The organism is Candidatus Endolissoclinum faulkneri L2, from assembly GCF_000319385.1.
Lineage (GTDB): Bacteria > Pseudomonadota > Alphaproteobacteria > Thalassobaculales > Thalassobaculaceae > Thalassobaculum > Thalassobaculum faulkneri.
This window is the reverse complement of sequence record NC_019566.1, coordinates 528,561-550,072: the sequence shown is the minus strand read 5'-3', so window position 1 is coordinate 550,072 and position 21,512 is coordinate 528,561. Positions and strand designations below refer to the sequence as shown.

Below are 21,512 nucleotides of genomic sequence, written 5' to 3'. Positions count from 1 at the left end.
GCAGATTATGCTATTTTATTAAGAAAGATGGCTGATGCCAAGACTGATGATTGATGGAATTGAAACTGTTGTCCCACAAGGAGCAACAGTTTTGCAGGCCTGTGAATCTGTTGGGTCCGAAGTGCCTCACTTTTGCTTTCACAGCCGATTATCGATTGCTGGTAATTGCCGCATGTGCTTAGTAGAGTTGGAGAATGGATCAAAACCAATTGTAGCTTGCGCCTTTCCGGCTGAGGAGGGAATGGTAATCCAAACCAAATCAGATTTGGCTCTTAAAGCGCAGAAAAGTACTATGGAGTTTTTGTTAATTAACCATCCACTGGACTGCCCAATATGTGATCAAGGCGGTGAGTGTGACCTACAGGACCAGGCGATGGGCTATGGATTTCATTCCTCGCGATACCGGGATAATAAACGGGCAGTAACTAATAAGTACATGGGTCCTCTAATAAAAACAATTATGACTAGGTGCATCCACTGCACGAGGTGTGTGCGTTTCTCAACCGAGATCGCTGGCGTAAAAGAAATGGGTATGTTAAACCGTGGAGAAGGTGCAGAAATCACTACATATTTAGAGGAGGCATTAAACAGCGAGCTTTCAGCAAATGTCATTGATCTTTGCCCTGTTGGCGCTCTTACATCTAAGCCATACGCATTCGTTGCTCGCCCATGGGAACTAAAGAAGATCAATAGTATCGACGTAATGGATGCAGTAGGTTCTAGCATACGTATCGATACTCGTGGATCTGATGTGTTAAGAATACTTCCTCGTTTACATGAGGATGTAAACGAGGATTGGATCTCAGATAAAACAAGATACGCTTGTGACGGATTAAAACAACAACGCCTAGATCGACCTTATGTTCGGAAAAATGGCAAGTTAGAATCTACAAGCTGGTCAGAAGCTCTTACTACCGCTGCTTTAGCCATAAAAAATCTACAAGGTAGACAAATGGCAGCAATTGTAGGAGATTTAGTTGACGCAGAGTCCATGTATACCCTGAAGCGATTAATGAACAATCTAGAATGCCCAAATATTGACTGCCGACAAGATGGAGCAAAAGTTGGTGGCAATATGCGAGCTGCCTACTTGTTTAACACTACTATAGCTGGAATTGAATATGCCGATGCTATCCTTATGGTTGGAACTAATCCACGTTGGGAATCTGCATTAATTAATGCACGTATTCGTAAGCGCTGGATGGCTGGACCAATTGATATTGCTTTGATAGGCAAGAAGGTTAATTTGAATTATGACTACGATCATATTGGTGTAGGGCCGAAGACCTTAGTTGAAATTATGAATGGATCTCATAGCTTCGCAAACATTCTAAACAATGCTAAAAGACCGATGATTATTGTAGGTATGGGTGCGCTTGCGCGTAGCGACGGTTCAGCTATTCTTGATACTGCTCTCAAGATAGCAAGCAATACTGGTATGCTCAATAGTGGGCATATAGATAACAAAAAAAATAGTATTCCTATAAAAATCTGGAACGGATTTAATGTTCTACATACCGCTGCTTCTCGTGTAGCTGGTCTGGATATGGGTTTTTTACCACATAATGACGGACGTGACGTAGCTGGCATAATCGAAGGAGTAAAATCAGGTACTGTGAAACTAGTTTATCTGTTGGGAGCTGATGAGGTAGATAGTGATTTTGGAGATGCTTTTGTAATTTATCAAGGACATCATGGCGACAGAGGTGCTCATATAGCCGATGTCATCTTCCCAGGTGCAGCGTATACGGAGAAGGATGGCATTTATGTAAATACTGAAGGAAGAATTCAAATGGGTATAGCAGCTGTCTTTCCACCTGGGCAAGCACGCGATGATTGGAAAATTTTGCGTGCTCTATCTGAGAGAGTTGGTGAAACTATTCCATTTTCCACACTTGAGTGCGTGCGTTCTGCGCTATGTGCTGAATATCCAACTTTCTCTACGATTGATGCTATTCAGCCAGCTAAATGGGGCGAAATGTTTGGAACGAGTCATGTAATTACTGATATACCGTTTACTTATCCAATCAACAATTTTTACATGACTGATGTGATTAGCCGAGCTTCTAGGACTATGTCTGAGTGCACAGAAGCCTTTGTATTGCAGAGGCATAATAGTACTTGTCTTTCGAAAGAAAGACAAATTGATAAGTCGGTTGTAGGATAAAGCCTAGGCTAGCTATGGAATTTATCGACGCATATGTGATTCCAGGAGCCATCTTATTTGCTCAAATGTTATCTATTTTGCTTCCGCTATTGATCGCTATAGCATACCTTACTTTTTTTGAACGCAAAGTAATCGGAGCTATACAGTTACGAAAAGGCCCAAGTTTAGTTGGTCCATTTGGCCTGTTTCAGCCGTTTGCTGATGTGCTCAAGCTGATGTCAAAGGAAACTATCATTCCTAGTGGTGCAAATAAGATAATATTTATTTTAGCACCAATTATAACTTTTATACTTAGTTTAGTATCTTGGGCAGTGATCCCTTTTGATGAAGGAATAGTACTAGCTAATATTAATGTCGGTGTGCTTTATTTATTAGCCATTAGCTCACTCAATGTTTATGGAGTGATTATATCTGGATGGGCCTCAAATTCAAAATATGCATTCCTCGGAGCTTTACGCTCTACTGCTCAAATGATCTCCTATGAGATTTCGATCGGTTTAGTTATTATTAGTGTACTACTCTGTGTTGGATCGATGAATTTAACCGAGATAGTTGAAGCACAGAAAACTGTGTGGTTTATAATTCCAATGTTGCCGATGTTCTTAATATTTTTTATCTCTGCACTTGCTGAAACGAATCGTGCACCTTTTGATTTACCGGAAGGTGAGTCAGAATTAGTTGCAGGTTATTTCGTCGAATATTCATCAATAGGCTTTGCTTTTTTCTTTATCGGTGAATACGCTAATATGATACTGATGAGTGCTATGACCTCTATATTATTTCTTGGAGGTTGGTTACCGCCACTTAATATATTCCCATTTAAATGGATCCCAAATCTACTGTGGTTTGTTATAAAAGTCTCTCTAGTGCTTTTTGTATTTTTATGGGTCCGAGCTACATTTCCACGCTATCGCTACGATCAGCTCATGCGTTTAGGATGGAAAGTTTTTCTGCCTTTATCGATGCTGTGGGTAGTAATCACTGCAAGTATAAAAATAATGTTTTTCGACTAAGTTAGGTAAAATAAAGCAATTAGGATGATTCATGGCTTACATTAAATATCATATTAAAAATATGCTGTTAATCGAGTTAATAAAAGGTATGACATTAACATTAAAGTATCTATTTCGTCCCAAAGTAACTATCAATTATCCTCATGAAAAAGGACCAATCAGTCCAAGATTCCGAGGTGAGCATGCGTTACGTCGGTATCCAAACGGTGAAGAGAGATGTATTGCTTGTAAGCTGTGTGAAGCTATATGTCCCGCTCAAGCTATTACCATTGAAGCTGAACCACGTATTGATGGTTCTCGCCGCACCACACGCTATGACATTGATATGACTAAATGTATCTATTGTGGCTTCTGCCAAGAAGCTTGTCCGGTTGACGCTATCGTTGAGGGGCCAAATTTTGAATTTGCGGCTGAGAGTCGAGAAGAGCTCTTTTATAATAAAGAGAAGTTACTCGCAAATGGTGACCGATGGGAAGTAGAAATTAATAAAAACTTAGTTTCTGACGCGTCCTATCGCTAAAAAGAAACATTTAACGATTAATAAAAACCTAACAATCTTACATGCATTTTAAGTGAAAAATTTTGCTTATTAAAATACCCAGGAAATAAATCGGCGTGGCTATACTACCCCTAGTGTTCTATATATTAGCTATCGTAACAATAACATCAGCTGTTATGGTTGTTACATCCCGCAATCCGGTATATGCTGTGCTTTTTCTAATCTTAACTTTTTTTAATGCGGCTGGATTATTTCTGCTGATGAACGCTGAATTTTTAGCAATGATTCTGCTTATCATTTATATTGGCGCTGTTGCTGTTTTGTTCTTGTTCGTAGTTATGATGCTTAACATTAATTTAGTTGTTCTACGCCAAGGCTTTACAAGCTACTTACCGATTGGTGGAATGATCGTTCTCGCTCTATTGGCTGAAATAATCATGGTCATAGGACTAGGAGGTACTGAATTAAAGGTTACTGCGGCTGCTACTTCGCCAATTTCATACCAAATTACTAATGCAGAAGCGATTGGACGTGTAATTTACACGGACTATGTACTAGCTTTTCATACTGCTGGCATTGTGCTGCTTGTCTCTATGATTGGTGCTATCGTATTAGCATTACGGCAACGCACAGATGTCAAACGTCAGTCGATAAACAAACAAAATATTCGTCTTCCGGAAGAAGTAGTTGAACTAGTTAAAGTGACTCGCGGTAGAGGAGTCTAGGATGGCAATTACTATTAATCACTACCTAATAGTTGCAGCAATTTTATTTACTTTAGGCATTTTTGGCATCTTTCTAAATCGGAAAAACGTTATTATTATTCTAATGTCGATCGAGCTTATGTTACTCGCTGTCAATATTAATTTTATAGCTTTTTCAACGCAGTTCGGTGACCTTGTAGGTCAAGTCTTTGCACTATTAGTGTTAACAGTTGCAGCAGCAGAAGCAGCTGTGGGACTTGCAATACTTGTAGTATTTTTCCGCAATCGCGGCTCAATATCAGTTGATGACATTAACCTGATGAAAGGCTAAGGCTTTTTATGTACATTGCCATTGTCTTTCTTCCATTAATCAGCGCTTTGATTAGTGCTTTTGGGAAAAATAAACTGGGGGATAAAGGAGCGCAAATCGTTACCTGCACTAGCATCCTTATAGTGGCTATATTAAGTACGGTTGCCTTCTGGGAAGTTGCTTTGAATGGCCAATACCAAACTATCAAGCTATTGACTTGGATAAAGATTGGTAGTTTAGAGGTTAATTGGGCATTACGCTGGGATAGTTTAACTGCTGTAATGGTAATTGTAATTAGTGTCATTTCGTTTTGCGTGCACTTGTATTCCATAGAATACATGAGCGACGACCCATCAATTGCACGATTTATGTCATATTTATCGTTGTTTACCTTTGCTATGCTTATGCTGGTAACTTCTGATAATTTGATACAATTGTTTTTTGGTTGGGAAAGCGTAGGAGTTATGTCCTATTTATTGATTGGCTTTTGGTACGATCGTTCTTCCGCAAACGCTGCTGCTATAAAAGCATTTTTGATGAACCGTATTGGTGATTTTGGATTTTTGCTAGGCATTTTCTCCTGCTTCGTAATCTTTGATTCGCTAGATTTCAATACGATATTCATGGTAGCCCCTAAGATGGCCAACAGTACATTCAATTTTCTATTCTGGAAGAATATAAACGCCGTTACGGTAATTTCCATCATGCTTTTCTTGGGAGCCATGGGCAAATCAGCGCAACTTGGGCTTCATACTTGGTTACCTGATGCTATGGAAGGTCCGACACCAGTGTCCGCACTAATCCATGCTGCTACTATGGTAACCGCAGGTGTATTCTTAGTAGCACGTATGTCACCATTGTTTGAGTTTGCGCCAGAAGCCTTGGTTGTCGTCACTTATATTGGTGCCGCTACTGCTTTTTTTGCAGCTACTATTGCCTTAATTCAAAATGATATAAAACGTGTTATCGCTTATTCAACCTGTTCTCAACTGGGCTATATGTTCTTCGCGCTTGGCGTGTCTGCATATCCAGCGGCAATTTTTCACCTAGTAACTCACGCCTTTTTTAAGGCATTGCTATTCCTTTCAGCTGGATCAGTTATCCATGCAATCAACAATGAACAAAATATGAAAAAAATGGGTGGAATGTGGCGCAAAACCCCATGGACATATGTCATGTTTTGGATTGGTACCCTAGCGCTAATTGGCATCCCATTCTTTGCTGGTTACTACTCGAAGGATACAATACTAGAATCAGCTTTTGCTTCTCATACAGGAGGTGGAAAATTTGCATTCTGGATGGGAATAGTGACAGCTTTGCTCACCGCTTTTTACTCATGCAGGTTGCTGTTTATGACATTCCATGGTAAGTCAAGAATAAATCATTATACTTTTAAAAATATCCATGATCCATCACCTATAATGCTTATACCGCTTTTAGTATTGGCCGTCGGTGCACTATTAAGTGGCATTATCGGATATAAATATTTCGTTGGTACTCAAATGCATGTTTTTTGGGGATCAACTATCAAGATTCTAGAAGAACATAACACAATAAAAGCCGCCCACCACTATACCCCCAATTGGGTTAAACTACTACCTATTCTAGTTGCATTCATTGGTATAAGTTTAGCTTATATAATGTATATATTGCAGCCTAGCATACCTAATAAAATCAAAAATGTTATTCGTCCATTGCAAATATTCTTGTTAAATAAATGGTTTTTTGACGAATTATATAACTACTTGTTCGTACGTAACTCATTTAGAGTTGGTTGGTTATTTTGGAAAACTGGTGATAATACGATTATCAATGGTTTTGGCCCAGATGGCATCAGTATGGTAACTAAATGGTGTGCCAAAAAAGTATCAATATGGCAAACCGGTTATCTTTATCACTACGCATTTGCTATATTGATAGGTCTCGTAGCGCTAATTTCTTGGCAATTAGCATTCGGGAGTTGAGGTGATGATTAAGCAATGGTTGCTGACAATTGTAATTTTTGGCCCCATGCTAGGTGCAGCGTTTATTATGACATTACGAGGTAGGACAGATCAGATAGCATACTCTTCGCGCTGCTTAGCACTGATTACATCAAGTATAATTTTTCTAATTTCCCTACTAATATTGGCCTTTTTTGAACAAGATTCTGCCAAGTTTCAACTTGTCCAAAAAATCAATTGGATACCAAGTTTATCAAGCTCCTATCACATTGGAGTGGATGGCATATCCATATGGTTTGTTATGATGTCTACGCTACTAACGCCAATTTGCATCTTGGCAAGTTGGGAAGCAATTCAAAAAAGAGTACGAGAATACATGATCGCTTTTCTCGTACTAGAATCTATGATGATTGGAATGTTTTGCGCTTTAGATATTTTATTATTTTACATTTTTTTTGAAGCATTATTAATCCCGATATTCTTAATAATTGGTGTATGGGGCGGAGTTCATCGATTTTACGCTGCCTTTAAATTTTTTTTATATACTTTAGTTGGTTCGGTATTAATGTTACTAGCAATCATATCGATGTATTGCTACACGGGCACTACAAATTTACTTACTCTCATGCAAACAAGATTTTTACCAGAAATGCAAACTTGGTTGTGGCTAGCTTTTTTCTTTTCCTTTGCGGTAAAAGTACCGATGTGGCCATTACACACTTGGCTGCCGGATGCACATGTCGAAGCACCGACAGCTGGCTCAGTTATGTTAGCAGGAATTTTACTAAAGATTGGCGGTTATGGCTTTCTTCGATTTTCCATACCAATTTTTCCAGAGGCATCAGCTGATTTTACACCAATGGTCTATGCTCTGAGTGTTATGTCAGTAATTTACACATCTTTGGTGGCATTGGTCCAGCAGGATATGAAAAAGATGATCGCTTACTCTTCGGTTGCTCATATGGGATTTGTAACGGTCGGCATATTCACCATGAATATAATGGGGGTAGATGGGTCGATATTTTATATGTTATCGCATGGTATAGTATCAAGTGCTCTATTCCTTTGCGTTGGAGTTATATACGATCGCATGCGTATCCGTGAAATAAAATTCTATGGTGGAATTGCAAAAAATATGCCGCGATATGCAATGATTTTTATGATATTTATGCTAGCATCCGTTGGTTTGCCTGGAACATCAGGTTTCATTGGTGAATTGTTAATTCTAACCGGCGCTTTCCAGGTAAATACTTGGATTGCAGCTTTCACAGCAAGCGGCCTTATACTAGGTGCCGCATATATGCTTTACCTTTATCGCCGCGTCCTCTTCGGTAAATTAGAGAATGAACAACTTAATATACTTCTAGACCTTAGTCCAAGAGAGATAGCTATGTTCACTCCATTAATCATTCTAATCCTATCTATGGGTATTTATCCTTCGATCTTCACCGATATGATGTCTGCTTCGGTAGAGAGCTTAATAACAAATTACAAAGCAGCTCTCAACGAAAATGCTATGAGCAATTTAACTGCTGGCTAAAATTATTGGAAGCACAGAATATGAACTTAACTACCACTCTTCCCATAATTGCTCCTGCTTCAGCAGAAATTTTTTTAGCTATTTCCGGCTTAATATTGCTCATGGCAGGCTTATTCATAAATAAAAATACCTTAAAAATAATTTCCTATTCTACAATAGCTATTTTACTAGTAACTGCTACACTAGTGCTAATTCAATCTGAGAATGCTCTTGCTTTTCAAGCATTATTTATCAGCGATAGTTTTGCTCGTTTTATCAAGGTATTAATTATTATTGGGGTTATATTTTCCATAATAATGTCTTTCGATTATTTAAAGCGTAGTGAAAATAATTTATTCGAATATCCCATACTGATTTTGTTCGCTACACTAGGTATGATGCTAATGGTGTCAAGCAATAATCTTATCTTGTTATACATGAGTATGGAACTCCAGAGCATTGCTCTTTACGTTCTCGCAACTATTCAGCGCAATACTTTGAAGTCAACTGAAGCTGGTTTGAAATATTTTGTTCTTGGTGCTTTTAGCTCAGGTATATTGCTTTACGGTTGTTCCATAATTTATGGATTTACTGGTACTACCAGCTTTAATGGTATAGCTACAGTTGTAAGCACTAGCCGTTCCACATCTGTTGGTTTAATAATTGGTTTGATATTCTTATTTTCTGGCCTAGCGTTCAAGGTTTCCATTGTGCCTTTTCACATGTGGGCACCGGATGTATATGAAGGCGCTCCGACTCCTGTAACTGCTTTATTCACTCTTGCCCCGAAAATAGCTGCCTTAGCTCTTTTTTTGCGAGTAATGCTTGATCCTTTTAGAGATTTATTAATCTCCTGGCAACCACTAATAGTATTTCTTTCGATCGCATCTGTTTTGGTTGGCGGATTAGCTGCAATTATGCAAACCAATATCAAGCGTCTTATAGCATATAGCTCCATCGCTCATATGGGCTATTCCCTCATTGGCCTTGCTTCTGGCAATGAAACAGGTGTAACAGGCATTTTAATGTATCTAACGACATATACATTTACGAGTATCGGTATCTTTTCTTTCATACTTTGCATGCGACGCAACGATAGTCCTGTAGAGAATATATCAGATCTTACAGGCTTATCGGATACCCATCCGATGATGGCATTAGCTTTGATGATTTTTATGTTATCTATGTCTGGTATCCCACCACTTGCCGGTTTTTTTGGTAAATGGTTTGTTTTTATCTCAGCGATCGATGCTGGCTTATATGTCTTAGCTACAATTGGTATACTATCAAGTGTAATCAGCGCGTTTTACTACCTGCGTATCATAAAAATAATGTATTTTGAAAAAGCAGCGCAGCCACTTGATGCAATTCGTGACAAGAAACTACAACTAACTTTATGTGGATCTGCAATGATAATAGTATTCTTTTTCTTTGCCATTACCCCGGTATACAATACCGCAATTTCATCTAGCATATTGGGATTTAATCTATCTTAATATTTCGTAAAATGCTGATAATTACCAACTATGGAAACAAAAAATGCTGCTAGTAATCGATTGCGGTAACACAAATACTGTATTTGCCGTTTATGAAGATGGAATTGAAAAACCAATGAGTCATTGGCGAATATCGACAAACGCTGAGCGAACGGCAGACGAATATGCTATTTGTTTAACTCAACTTATGACACTCAACAAAATAAATATTTACGATATCAAAAATGTGATAATCGCTACTGTGGTACCTGCGACGAGCTTTAATTTAAAAAAGTTATGTCACAAGCATTTTGATATTAGTCCAATGTTCATTGGTGAATCTAGCACTAAGCTTAATCTTGAGGTAAGGATAAATCAACCTGCAGAGGTTGGCGCTGATCGCTTGGTGAATGCGATTTCAGCTCATAAGCTTTATGTAGGTCCGTTAATAATCGTAGATTTTGGCACAGCTACTACTTTCGACGTAATAGATGCAGATGGTGGGTATGCAGGAGGTATAATCTGTCCTGGTATCAATCTTAGCTTGGAGGCGCTTTACATGGCAGCTGCACAACTTCCTCGAGTAACTATTAGTCCTCCAGAAGGTAATTCCAAAGATAATAACTCGATTAGAGTAATAGGTAATAGTACAACCACTGCCATGCAATCCGGAATTTTTTGGGGATATTTAGCTATGATTGAGGGACTAGTGTCTCGCATTCGCGCTGAATACAAACATCCTATGAAAGTCATAGGGACAGGAGGACTAGCTGAGTTGTTTGCTGGTTGGAGTTCAGCAATTGAAATAGTAAACAGCGAATTAACACTAGATGGGTTACGCATGATATATAACTATAATAGGGCTATAATGGAGCCAGAATGAATTTAACAATAGATGAAAGCTATGAAAATTTATATTTTTTACCTCTTGGCGGTTCTGATGAAATCGGAATGAACGTTAACCTTTATGGCTATTCTGGAAAATGGCTAATTATCGATCTCGGAATAACCTTTGGTGACGATACAACTCCGGGAGTCAATATCATTTTACCAGATATTTCATTCATTGAACCGCATCGCAATGATATATGCGGCTTGCTGCTCACGCATGGACACGAAGATCATATAGGCGCCGTACCATATTTGTGGGAGAGATTAGGATGCCCCATTTATTGCACGCCTTTTACTGCCTCACTGGTACGTCGTAAGTTGCTTGATGCTGGAATACTGAATGAAGTTAGGCTTATTCAGATTGACATAAACGGCATAACAATCATAGGACCATTTGAAATCGAAATAATTCGTATAACACATTCTATTCCTGAATCCAACATGGTCATCTTGCACTGTAGAGCCGGCACGATTGTGCACAGCGGCGATTGGAAATTTGATCCCAATCCCTGTGTTGGTCAACCAACTAATTTTAATGCTATTAGCAATTTAGGCAAGAAAGGCGTGTTAGCCCTAATCGGTGATAGCACTAACGCATTCATACCTGGCAACACTGGATCCGAAATGGATGTTCGAAAGAAGATGAAAAAACTATTTGCTCAATATGACGGAAAAGGACGGATCGCAATTACTTGTTTTGCATCTAATATAGCTAGACTAGAAAGCATTGCTTTTGCTGCTGCTAATAATAATCGACAATGTGCTATGGTAGGTCGCTCGTTGTGGCAAATGCATGATAGCGCTAAAGATAACGGCTATCTTCAAGACGCTCCGACTTTCATAAAAGAGGAGGAGGCCGGATATTTTCCAGAGGATAAGATTGTGCTTATTTGCACAGGCAGCTTGGGAGAGTCTAAAGCTGCATTAACACGAATATCCAATGGATCTCACCCTCATGTATCACTTAATGCAGGTGATGTCTGTATTTTTTCTTCAAGTCAAATTCCCGGTAACGAGCGAGCAATTGCTAGGTTACAAAATCGATTATCGAGCAAAGGGGTGGAAGTAATCAATAGCGATAATCTGCCAGGAATACATGTTTCTGGTCATCCAGCAAGAGAAGAGCTTATTAAGATGTACCAGCTACTACGACCAAAGATTGCTATTCCGGTTCATGGAGATGCTCGTCATTTGCGTGAACATGCTAGGCTGGCAGAAAAATGCAATGTCCCCGAGAGCTTGGTGCCCTCCAATGGCAGTTTGGTACGTTTATCTAGTAAAGGACATGCTGAAATTATTGAATGGATAAAAGGAAATGGAGTACAAGTAGTTGATGGTAGTCAAATAATTAATCTACAGTCGGAAATCCTAAACGATCGTCGAAGAATGCTCCATAATGGAACAGTTAACGTTTTTCTAGTACTTGACGTTAAGGGTAATTTAAAAACAGCACCTGTTGTATCGCTAATCGGTGTTGCTGATCGTGCTAATGCTCAAATCTTAGCAATAAATGCAGCTGATGCCGTTGATGGAGCATTGCGTAAATTATCTAATACCGATAGGCGTAAGAACCAAAAAGTTCGCGAAGCTGCACGTCAAATAGTTCGAAGAATTGTGCGTAATAAACTTAACAAACGTCCACTAACTAACGTTAACGTTGTTAGAATATAACCAATTACCAAGCAAACGTTGCTTCATAAAACAACCTTAACTACAAAACTTACTCCAAGTGTAAACAAAATTACAATACCTTGCTGTAATATTTTTTTTAATCATTAAAGACAATCTTGCTGTTGTTAATTTAACTATAATAATCTTGAATTAAGTTTTTTTTTGATGCAATCAATTTGAAAATTGATCATGCTTTTTGCTAGTATCGGTTTATTATTTTAATTAACAATCTTTTTCTTAGTCTGTACTGAAACGTAACTTTAAAACATATAATTGTATCTTTGGGTATAAAGATGATAATTTTATTACGTTAACCTTTCTATGAGAGGTAATAATTTAGTCATCATAATAAAGGAACTCTTTATAACTATAACTTCAACTGCAATACTTTTTGCATTGTAGAAATTGTGTGTTATCTATAAGATAGATCGCCATTGCTCTTTAATTATAGGACTTACTTATTAAAAGAATAGGCATTTGTATAATCTGACGAATTAAAATAGCTTAACTACATAACCAATGTTATACTCTATGAGTATTGATTGTTATCATTATTTCTGTTTTTTTGTAAAAAAAAAAGACATTGCTAATACATTAAAACATAATAATCTAAAATTATTGCTATTTTTAAATGTTTCTGGATTTAAATATAGCTTAATTATATAATAAAATTAGAAACATACCTAGTGTATTAAACTTGCTTTTAGCAAGTAATTAAAAAATTAATTATGTTTTGTACGTATAATAAAAAAATAATGTTAATTATTGCTGGTTTTCGATAAAAATGTTTGCATAATTGATCTTTACTAAATTTAATAATGTATTATGTATAAGTCCACATAAAAATAGAAATTTTATTCTTATAGCTTGATCAAAATAATTTAACAGCAGTATATTCACCTTTTGATAATTTTAAATTAATAAAATTAAATAAATTATTCACCAATTTGATCAAATAATTGTGCATTTTACTGGAGAAACAAAAACTAAGTACTTTATTATTTACAATAACATAGAAAGATAGATTTCCATCTTTTGCCTTGCTTTGTACAATTTAATTTTAGCTTATTCAATTATAATTCGACTAATGGTTAGTTAATGCTTGCGTAATCAAATATAATGGTTTGATAATCTGATACTTAGATAAAATGACAGTAAAGCTTATGTACATCGCTCAAGCAAAAACTGTTTTAATATAAAAAACAGTCAATGATGAAAAGTATAACTTAAATCCATAGCTCAAAAATGCTTTATTTAATGACCAAGTTGAACCATCCGTAAGTATTATTAACAAAACCATGTAGTGCGCATTAAACTGACAAATTACATACTAAAATTAAATATACTCCTTCCATTAATCTATTACATCCCAATAAATTCAATGTTAAGGCAGCGAATCATTCGATAAGCCTGAGATTATATCAGTGTTCTTAATAATCTGCTAATATTACTACTAGCAATCGAATAGTTCTATGAGCATAATCAAACATAATGAGCATAAATGCTTGAGCCAAAGTAACAAAAAATGGCCAACTACTATACGCCATCCAACATCTGCAACCCTTGCGAAGTATACTGATAAGTATTTCACTCTAACCAAAGAGTGTGTTGCTGCTTTTGGTGACAAAAAAGTAACGTACGCTGTATTTATGCGTCGTCCTGTTACCTGTGCAGCTAAAATATCGGTTGAATGGTTAAAATGGGTAATGGGTGAGCGTGGCGCAAGAGTTGATATCCAGATCCTGCACAGAGAGGGCTGCTGGGTAGGAGCAGGTGAGCCAATGCTCTACATTACTGGATCACTTTTTCACTTGGTAGATTTAGAAACTCAGTATTTGCAAAAGCTGGGAGCTGCTTGCGTCGCAGCCTACAATGCTTATACTATGTGCGTTGAACTACCAAAGACAGCTTTTCTTGCTGTCGATGCAAGACATTGCGCTGGCACGGAAATGGCTGAAATAATGGCCTATGGTGCTAGTGTTGGATCTACCAAGGCAAAAAAGAAATTTGGTGCCATAGGTTTTATCGGAAACGCTACTGATGCTACAGCTCATTACTTTGATCAAGACAGTGGATTCGGCACCATGCCTCATGCACTAATCGGTTATGCCGGTTCTACTTTACGCGCTACTGAAATTTTTCACGAAACTCACCCAACTAAAAATATAACGGTATTAGTAGATTATTTTGGCAAAGAAATTACTGACGCGCTTGCTGTAACGAATCGTTTTCCAGAATTAGCAAAAAAAGGTAAACTTGCTGTACGACTAGACACACATGGAGGCAGATATATTGAAGGATTAGATACCGCAAAGTCTTACGCTGTGTTAGACCGTAACGCACCAGAAGCAATTCGCGGTTATAGAACAGAGGATGAGTTGCGTGCTCTAATCGGTACTGGCGTATCAGCAGCAGCGATTTGGTCAATGCGCGAATGCCTAAATGCTGCCGGCTTTCCCAACGTTCCTATTGTTGCTTCCTCGGGATTTGGCCCAGAAAAGTGTAGAATTATGGCACTTGCCAAGGCTCCAGTTGACGTAATTGGAACAGGATCTTTTTTACCTGATAAATGGAGTGAAACCTATGCAACTGCAGACATAGTTGATTATAACGGCGAGTCACGGGTAAAAGTTGGTCGTGAATTTTTGCTACGCAAATAACAAGGATAATCTTTTACATTATTTTCTTTTGATATTATTTTCCAACAGTTCACATAATATTTTTTAGATAACTTAACTGCCTGGTACAAAAAAAATAACTAATTGTTTACAGAACGTTCTTTAATGATAAAATGTTAACTAAATTAGAGAGCTAGATAAGATATCAATATTTAAGCGATTAATTGTCGCTTAGTAGCAAGATTAAACAGTACAAAGTAGCTTTTTCAAAATAGTTTAACAAATATACAAGTGATATAGTTAGTCATTTTCTCTTTAGCTTTAAGGTTAAGATCAAGTCCATAGTTATTTTCCTATAGATTTAAATCTGAAAATTACAACAATTTGTTTGCTACTAAAATATTTTACTAATGTACAGTCTATACTGTTATTTGAAAGACTAAAAACTACCACGTAAAAATAATTAACTTTTTGTTGTAGTCAGTATAATTTTTTTGAATAGTAGGGGGCTTACTTTAAAAGCTCAACTTTTGCTAAAACGAGATGACAATTAATCATTCAGAACATATAATTAAAACTTATCTTGGCTCGTTGAGCTGAGCATCATCTATCAATGATAGAAAAATTTTTTTGCAAATTCAATGCTTTTACCATGATATACAGCAAAAATATCATCAATAACTGATCGTTACAATTAAAAGAATTATGTAGAAAGTTTAACTTACTGATACCAGCAAAACCGGAATACCAACGTTTATCATCCAACAAACCTCCCAAGCTTGACAAAAGTAATATTGCTTCACCAAAACTACCACACTTAAAATTTAAGTGTGGTAGTTAATATTAATGAAAAGACATTGAATATCAAAAATATAAGACACAATAGGTTAAACCATTAATAGCAGTATTATACTAACAAGCTCAATATCCAACGTATTATTATATAACTCTAGATTACTACATTAATGCCAAGAAAAATCTATGGAATTCATACTTTTTTGAAAAAACTTTAAAATTAACTCAAAAATTGTTTGAAAGCTTATTAGTCATAACTTTCCTGCAAGTGGTTTGATAAATTTTAAAAAAATAATTTAAACTTTATCCTGAATAATTTGCTGATATTAAAAAAGATAAAATTTCTTTTTTAATATCAGCAAATTAGTAAATAAGATTTCATTATAGAATTTAGCTAGGCAGAGTACTGCATGTTTAATTTTAATCATAGCTGCTGCATTGGAGAAAAATATGTATTCTAGAGTAGAACAACCCTTATTTAAGGGATCACTTGTTGCTTTGATAACGCCTTTTAAAAACGATAAGGTGGATGAACAATCATTTCGAAAATTAATAGATTGGCAAATAGAACAAGGTACCCAAGGCTTAGTACCAGCAGGCACTACTGGTGAATGCCCCACTCTTAGCCATAAAGAGCATAAACGAATTGTAGAAATTTGCATAGAACAAACTGCAGGTCGAATACCGATTATCGCTGGAGCTGGATCAAATTCAACGAATGAAGCAATCGAATTCACTTTACATGCTGCAAAAGCAGGTGCTGATGCAGTTTTACATGTTTTACCATATTACAACAAACCAACCCAGGAAGGTATGTTTAGGCATTTCGAAGCAATTAATAACGCTATAGATATTCCGATAATTATATACAATATACCAAACCGTTCAGCCATAGATATGTCGCTTGTAACAATGAAACGCTGCTATGAACAACTTAAAAATATCGTTGGAGTCAAAGATGCTACCGCTGACCTTGTTCGCCCTATAAAATATCGTATGGCAATGGGAAGAAATTTTTGCCAACTCAGTGGAGAAGACGCCTCTGTGCTACCTTACTTATCTCATAGAGGTCATGGATGTATCTCGGTTACTGCTAATATCGCTCCTAGGCAGCTTTTTGATTTGCATATCGCCTGGCAAAATCGTGATTTGGATACCGCATTCACTATTAATGAACAACTGCAGCCGCTACATGAAGCATTATTTTGTGAAAGTAGCCCAGGTCCGGTTAAATACGCAGCAAGTTTGTTAGGAATCTGCGAATCAACATCTCGCTTGCCAATTAGTGAAATAGCGGATGAAAGCAAGGCAATGATTAAAAATGCGATGTGCCAAGCCGGGTTAATCAGTTGATGCATTTTATAAAAATGCAAAGTTCAATACAAAAGTAAAGCTTATTAGTATTTGCTTAACGAAATAGACAAGCTATAAAACCATTGCTCAACTTATGCATCTCAAAAATAAGGGAGGTTTTGCCATGGATGAGAGGCATGGTGCCCGCAAAAAGATTGTTAACAATCGACAAGCAAGGTATAAATATATAATTGAAGATACTATTGAAGCTGGTATTATACTGACTGGCTCAGAGGTAAAATCTCTATGTGAGGGTTGTTCATCAATTAACGAGTCATATGCCGGCAATGACAATGGTGAATTAGCTCTTATTAACTCACATATTCCCCAATATAGATCCGGAGGAGTATTTAATCACGATCCACGGCGAGTGCGTCGATTACTTGTTCATCGTAAAGAGCGTGACCGTATGTTTGGAATGATTCGGCAACAAGGTTATACTTTGGTGCCAATATCGATATATTTTAACGATCGTGGCATTGCTAAGTTACAAATTGGTGTTGCTCGTGGCAAAAAAATACTCGACAAGCGTCAAGAAATTAAAAAAAGAGACTGGGAACGCAGAAAGGCTCGGCTTTTAAGAAAAAACAAATGAAGCTATGCGCAATATTATGTACTCAGCAATTCTTAAAGAAACATTATGAAAATTATCACTTGATAAGTATTTTAGGCCTGCCTTTGTAGAGGCAGAAAAATAATTAATTTTGAATTATTGATCTATTCTTATAGATAAACGTCTATACTTATACAATCTGTATTTATCTACTCTATATTAGTAATATAGTATAGATAATCATAATGATTATCTATACTAGTGAAATAAATGATTAGGTATAGTACTTGCTCTTTGTCTCTTTAATAAGTAAAGATTATTTTGATTAGCCACATATGCTTCTTATTTTGAGAAATTAATTTATATATAGTCTTTATGCATTTGATATCCGCTTGTTTTTTTTAGGTAAAACATTCCAAATAAACAAAAGTAAACTCAAATAAATATTTTATGCTAAACTAAGCAAATTACGCACTTGTGAAAATACCTGATGAAACATGGCTGTGGTTAGCAACCCTGTTTGCGTATTATAACGTGAGCAATGATAAGAATCGATTAATATAAGGCCATTGTTTAGCCCATGTGGCATATTATGACAAAATTTAGCTGATGACTTTCTATAACCAAGTGCAGATAATGTTGCACTGTGTGCGGTAGAGCCGAGCGCCATAATCACCTTAAGAGATCGCATCTCTTTAATTGTTAGTTCAAGAAATGAGCGGCAATTGTTAATCTCTAGGCTTGTTAACTTGTTTTTTGGAGGCACACAACGAACTGCATTGGTTATTCGACAGTCAATTAGAAAAAGATTGTCATCCAACCTTTTATCATAATTACCTCTTGCAAAGCCAAATTTTAGCATAGTACTATAAAGTAAATCACCAGCGTAATCTCCAGTAAATGGTCGTCCTGTACGGTTTGCCCCCCTTAGCCCAGGGGCCATTCCAACTACAAGAAGTTTTGCATTGATATCACCAAAACTAGGCACAGGTGCGTTATAGTAATGAGGGTATAGTATTCTGTTTTCATCTCTAAGCTCTACCAGTCGCGGACAGAGTAAACAATCCATTGGCGGATCGCTCAGTGCCTTTTTATTCATTGACTAAAAACCACACAATAACAAGTATTATCAATCATTTTGACTAGGCAATATTTGACTAACTATCTCAGATTGATTACTGTTACCAGAATCATTATCTTTGATATAATCATCGGCAAGATTATTATAAGGTTCTATGTAGGCATCAAGAGATGGGCTAGATTGATCTTGTTGTTCATCTCCTCTATCAGGCTGGTGAATACGTTCAATATCTGAAGCAATTTGATCTAGTTCAATAAACTGATCTGCTTGACGGCGCAATTCATCGGCAATCATTGGAGGTTGAGTGCGAATTGAGGAAACGATTGACGCCCTTACCCCTTTGTTCTGTACTGCGGAAATCAACGAGCGGAAATCACCATCGCCAGAAAAAAGAACTACATGATCGATTAAATCGACCATTGTCATCATGTCCACAGCAAGTTCTATATCCATATTTCCTTTTACTTTACGACGTCCGGCCCCATCAGTAAATTCTTTGGCTGGTTTAGTTACTAGGGTATAACCATTGTAGTCGAGCCAGTCAACGAGGGGGCGAATTGGTGAATACTCCTGCTCTTCGAGCACTGCTGTATAATAAAATGCGCGAATTAATCTCCCCTTACTTACAAACAGATCGAGAAGACGTTTGTAATCGATATCAAATCCCAGCGATCGCGCAGCAGAATAGAGGTTGGCTCCATCTATAAAGAGAGCAATCCGATCATCTGGATAAAATAGCATATGTAATCCTTTCAATTGGTTTACTTTTGTATCAAGCAGAATTATGAAAATCCGCCATTCGACTAGAAAGTAAAATAGCTGCAATATAATTGCACTCAGTCTAGGTTAGATCATAACCTAATGTAAATATTAGATGTTTAGTATTGGTATATGATAATGTACTCTGATTCAGCATAAATAATAATGTCTTATTGGATTAAAGTAAGTTGTAACAAAGCTTGATTACTCATTGTAGTTGAATTGATTATAGTATGATTCAAATAAATTCTATCTAAAAATTCAAAGCATATGCTGCGCTATTTAATTTAATATTTGTTAAAAAAAACGAAAAGGTTGTGATTAGTCAAGAATCCTAAGATTAATTATTAAAGACTATACCTAATGATTAGTTTAGTCAGTTAAAAAGCTAAATTTATTATTAATGCTTACACGCATTTTATTATATTTTTATAAAAATTTTTGTATTCTTTATAAGCTAAGATTTTGCGTTACTTATCGAAGTAATATTTAAACAAACTGCAGTTTAGGCTAACGATTTTATTTGAGGTACACATACAATATTATCAAATATTGAAAATAACTTATTATTAACTATGATGTTAATCGTGCAATTGAAACAATGATTTGTAATCAACATTCACCCATTATGGATGTTTACTTTGTAAAAAGACTTGCCTAGATTAGCAAACAGCAAGTTTAGTTGCATAACTTTTGTATTTTCCCATATTATTAATTTCAACTGCTACTAACAGAGAAAAATTTATTCGCTTTTACTTGAAGTTAATTATATATTGACAATGATTGCCCTATAGTTTGCTATGCTTAATCAGATCCATACTGAAAATTTATTAAACAAAAACTTATAATTTTAAATGATTTTACAACAGCCTAATAGAGCAATAGCAAAATTGTTGCTAGTTACGCTTGAGGAAAAATACTAGTATTGCTACAATAACCTTTAGCGTTAGGGAGTATATTTGTTATATGCGTCATTTCCTTGATTTTGAAAAACCAATCGCCGACTTAGAAAGTAAGATCGAAGAACTTCGCCACCTATCAAGTGATGGTGAACTAAAAATCGCCGAAGAGGTATCGAAATTAGAAGCAAAAATTAAACGACAACTTAATATTATATATCAAAAATTGTCGCCATGGCAAAAAGTGCAGATTGCGCGTCATCCTCAACGTCCCCACGCTCAGACTGTTATTAATCATCTAATTAAAGAATACGTTCCATTAGCTGGTGATCGATTATTTTCCGAAGATCCGGCGATCGTGGGTGGTGTAGGACGTTTTAAGGGACGTTCAGTTATAGTTATCGGCACCGAAAAAGGAGCTACTACACAAGAACGTGTGCATCATAATTTTGGTATGGCTCGGCCTGAAGGTTATCGTAAGGCTAGAAGGCTTATGAAATTCGCTGATCGTTTTAGGATGCCAATTTTAACTTTTATTGATACTGCTGGTGCTTATCCCGGCATTGATGCAGAAGCGCGTGGTCAAGCAGAAGCTATTGCTCGAGCAATTGAGACATGCCTTAACGTACGAGTGCCTTTAGTCGCTACAATCTTAGGCGAAGGTGGTTCTGGTGGAGCAGTAGCTCTAGCTGCAGCTAATAAAGTATTAATGCTAGAACACGCAATTTATTCAGTGATATCACCAGAGGGTTGTGCATCAATTCTATGGCGCTCAGTTGAACACGCCAGAGAAGCAGCTGATGCACTAAAAATAACCGCACAAAATCTTAAAAAGCTAGGTGTAATTGATTTCATAGTCAAAGAACCACTTGGTGGAGCACACCGTGACTATAATCAAGCACTGCTAGCGCTAGAAGAAGCCATCGATCAGCATTTAAAGGATTTAATAGGTCGTGACGGTCATATTTTACGCGAAGAACGCCGTAATAAGTACATGGCAATTGGCGCAGCAGAGGATACAAAAAATAAATACTTAGCTGATACTTAATATTGTTTGAATTTTGTCGCTTGTAATGATAGCTTTAATAATTATCAACAAGCTAACTAGTTTAATAGATTTACCCGCTAATGTCATCTTATACTAAACTCAGACCTTGTAGTGTAATCTTTTCTAAGATCCATATTAAATAATTTATTTTATTATGTTGTATTATTTGCTTTATTATGCGAAGCTATTTTATCTCTTTAAGATTTCGCAAATA

16 protein-coding genes are annotated in these 21,512 nt (G+C 36.6%); 14 read left to right on the top strand and 2 right to left on the bottom strand.

Going from position 1 to position 21,512, the window contains the following annotated elements; all coding sequences use genetic code 11:
- Window positions 1-34 precede the first annotated feature (34 nt).
- The 13 genes from nuoG to smpB all read left to right on the top strand — a co-directional run bounded on the left by nuoG (window position 35) and on the right by smpB (window position 17,553).
- Window positions 35-2,167 carry an NADH-quinone oxidoreductase subunit NuoG gene (gene nuoG / locus A1OE_RS01675; RefSeq protein ID WP_015088286.1) on the top strand — a complete coding sequence of 711 codons (2,133 nt, stop codon included), beginning with the start codon at window positions 35-37 and terminating at the stop codon, window positions 2,165-2,167.
- Between the two features lie 14 nt (window positions 2,168-2,181).
- Window positions 2,182-3,180 (top strand): NADH-quinone oxidoreductase subunit NuoH, encoded by a 999-nt coding sequence (gene nuoH, locus A1OE_RS01670; protein ID WP_015088285.1) that lies wholly within the window; start codon window positions 2,182-2,184, stop codon window positions 3,178-3,180.
- A gap of 31 nt (window positions 3,181-3,211) precedes the next feature.
- Window positions 3,212-3,700, top strand: coding sequence for an NADH-quinone oxidoreductase subunit NuoI (gene nuoI, locus A1OE_RS01665; protein WP_015088284.1), 489 nt, complete (start codon window positions 3,212-3,214; stop codon window positions 3,698-3,700).
- Between the two features lie 95 nt (window positions 3,701-3,795).
- A complete protein-coding gene (locus A1OE_RS01660) occupies window positions 3,796-4,404 on the top strand; it encodes an NADH-quinone oxidoreductase subunit J (RefSeq protein WP_015088283.1) in 609 nt (202 codons plus the stop codon).
- 1 nt (window position 4,405) lies between these two features.
- Entirely contained in the window at window positions 4,406-4,714 is a 309-nt protein-coding gene (gene nuoK, locus A1OE_RS01655; RefSeq protein WP_015088282.1) for an NADH-quinone oxidoreductase subunit NuoK, read from the top strand.
- A gap of 8 nt (window positions 4,715-4,722) precedes the next feature.
- A complete protein-coding gene (gene nuoL, locus A1OE_RS01650) occupies window positions 4,723-6,657 on the top strand; it encodes an NADH-quinone oxidoreductase subunit L (RefSeq protein WP_015088281.1) in 1,935 nt (644 codons plus the stop codon).
- A gap of 4 nt (window positions 6,658-6,661) precedes the next feature.
- The gene (locus A1OE_RS01645) at window positions 6,662-8,176 is read left to right on the top strand and encodes an NADH-quinone oxidoreductase subunit M (protein WP_044283358.1); all 1,515 of its coding nucleotides are present in this window, start codon (window positions 6,662-6,664) and stop codon (window positions 8,174-8,176) included.
- 20 nt (window positions 8,177-8,196) lie between these two features.
- A complete protein-coding gene (gene nuoN / locus A1OE_RS01640) occupies window positions 8,197-9,651 on the top strand; it encodes an NADH-quinone oxidoreductase subunit NuoN (RefSeq protein ID WP_015088279.1) in 1,455 nt (484 codons plus the stop codon).
- A 43-nt stretch (window positions 9,652-9,694) separates the two neighbouring features.
- Window positions 9,695-10,513: a type III pantothenate kinase gene (locus A1OE_RS01635; protein ID WP_015088278.1), complete on the top strand. Its 819-nt coding sequence runs from the start codon at window positions 9,695-9,697 to the stop codon at window positions 10,511-10,513.
- Window positions 10,510-12,192 carry a ribonuclease J gene (locus tag A1OE_RS01630; protein ID WP_015088277.1) on the top strand — a complete coding sequence of 561 codons (1,683 nt, stop codon included), beginning with the start codon at window positions 10,510-10,512 and terminating at the stop codon, window positions 12,190-12,192. Before A1OE_RS01635 ends, A1OE_RS01630 begins: the two co-directional genes overlap by 4 nt.
- A gap of 1,505 nt (window positions 12,193-13,697) precedes the next feature.
- On the top strand, window positions 13,698-14,852 hold the full coding sequence (locus A1OE_RS01625) for a hypothetical protein (protein ID WP_015088272.1): 1,155 nt from the start codon (window positions 13,698-13,700) through the stop codon (window positions 14,850-14,852).
- Window positions 14,853-16,055: 1,203 nt separating this feature from the next.
- Window positions 16,056-16,958: a 4-hydroxy-tetrahydrodipicolinate synthase gene (gene dapA, locus A1OE_RS01620; protein WP_015088270.1), complete on the top strand. Its 903-nt coding sequence runs from the start codon at window positions 16,056-16,058 to the stop codon at window positions 16,956-16,958.
- Between the two features lie 124 nt (window positions 16,959-17,082).
- A complete protein-coding gene (smpB, locus tag A1OE_RS01615) occupies window positions 17,083-17,553 on the top strand; it encodes an SsrA-binding protein SmpB (protein WP_044283224.1) in 471 nt (156 codons plus the stop codon).
- Between the two features lie 406 nt (window positions 17,554-17,959).
- Here the strand turns inward: smpB and A1OE_RS01610 are convergent, their stop codons facing one another.
- Together A1OE_RS01610 and A1OE_RS01605 are read right to left on the bottom strand one after the other, a co-directional pair.
- A complete protein-coding gene (locus tag A1OE_RS01610) occupies window positions 17,960-18,610 on the bottom strand; it encodes a uracil-DNA glycosylase (RefSeq protein WP_015088268.1) in 651 nt (216 codons plus the stop codon).
- Window positions 18,611-18,640: 30 nt separating this feature from the next.
- Window positions 18,641-19,333, bottom strand: a complete 693-nt coding sequence (locus tag A1OE_RS01605; RefSeq protein ID WP_015088267.1) for a LabA-like NYN domain-containing protein — start codon at window positions 19,331-19,333, stop codon at window positions 18,641-18,643.
- Between the two features lie 984 nt (window positions 19,334-20,317).
- Here A1OE_RS01605 and A1OE_RS01600 point away from each other — a divergent pair.
- The gene (locus A1OE_RS01600; RefSeq protein ID WP_015088265.1) at window positions 20,318-21,298 is read left to right on the top strand and encodes an acetyl-CoA carboxylase carboxyltransferase subunit alpha; all 981 of its coding nucleotides are present in this window, start codon (window positions 20,318-20,320) and stop codon (window positions 21,296-21,298) included.
- The last annotated feature ends 214 nt before the right edge of the window (window positions 21,299-21,512 follow it).

Bases quoted from the DNA above. Each gene is read 5' to 3' on its own strand.
- nuoG (WP_015088286.1), top strand. From the start codon at position 35: ATGCCAAGACTGATGATTGATGGAATTGAAACTGTTGTCCCACAAGGA.
- nuoH (WP_015088285.1), top strand. From the start codon at position 2,182: ATGGAATTTATCGACGCATATGTGATTCCAGGAGCCATCTTATTTGCT.
- nuoI (WP_015088284.1), top strand. From the start codon at position 3,212: ATGGCTTACATTAAATATCATATTAAAAATATGCTGTTAATCGAGTTA.
- nuoK (WP_015088282.1), top strand. From the start codon at position 4,406: ATGGCAATTACTATTAATCACTACCTAATAGTTGCAGCAATTTTATTT.
- nuoL (WP_015088281.1), top strand. From the start codon at position 4,723: ATGTACATTGCCATTGTCTTTCTTCCATTAATCAGCGCTTTGATTAGT.
- A1OE_RS01645 (WP_044283358.1), top strand. From the start codon at position 6,662: ATGATTAAGCAATGGTTGCTGACAATTGTAATTTTTGGCCCCATGCTA.
- nuoN (WP_015088279.1), top strand. From the start codon at position 8,197: ATGAACTTAACTACCACTCTTCCCATAATTGCTCCTGCTTCAGCAGAA.
- A1OE_RS01635 (WP_015088278.1), top strand. From the start codon at position 9,695: ATGCTGCTAGTAATCGATTGCGGTAACACAAATACTGTATTTGCCGTT.
- A1OE_RS01630 (WP_015088277.1), top strand. From the start codon at position 10,510: ATGAATTTAACAATAGATGAAAGCTATGAAAATTTATATTTTTTACCT.
- dapA (WP_015088270.1), top strand. From the start codon at position 16,056: ATGTATTCTAGAGTAGAACAACCCTTATTTAAGGGATCACTTGTTGCT.
- smpB (WP_044283224.1), top strand. From the start codon at position 17,083: ATGGATGAGAGGCATGGTGCCCGCAAAAAGATTGTTAACAATCGACAA.
- A1OE_RS01610 (WP_015088268.1), bottom strand. From the start codon at position 18,610: ATGAATAAAAAGGCACTGAGCGATCCGCCAATGGATTGTTTACTCTGT.
- A1OE_RS01605 (WP_015088267.1), bottom strand. From the start codon at position 19,333: ATGCTATTTTATCCAGATGATCGGATTGCTCTCTTTATAGATGGAGCC.
- A1OE_RS01600 (WP_015088265.1), top strand. From the start codon at position 20,318: ATGCGTCATTTCCTTGATTTTGAAAAACCAATCGCCGACTTAGAAAGT.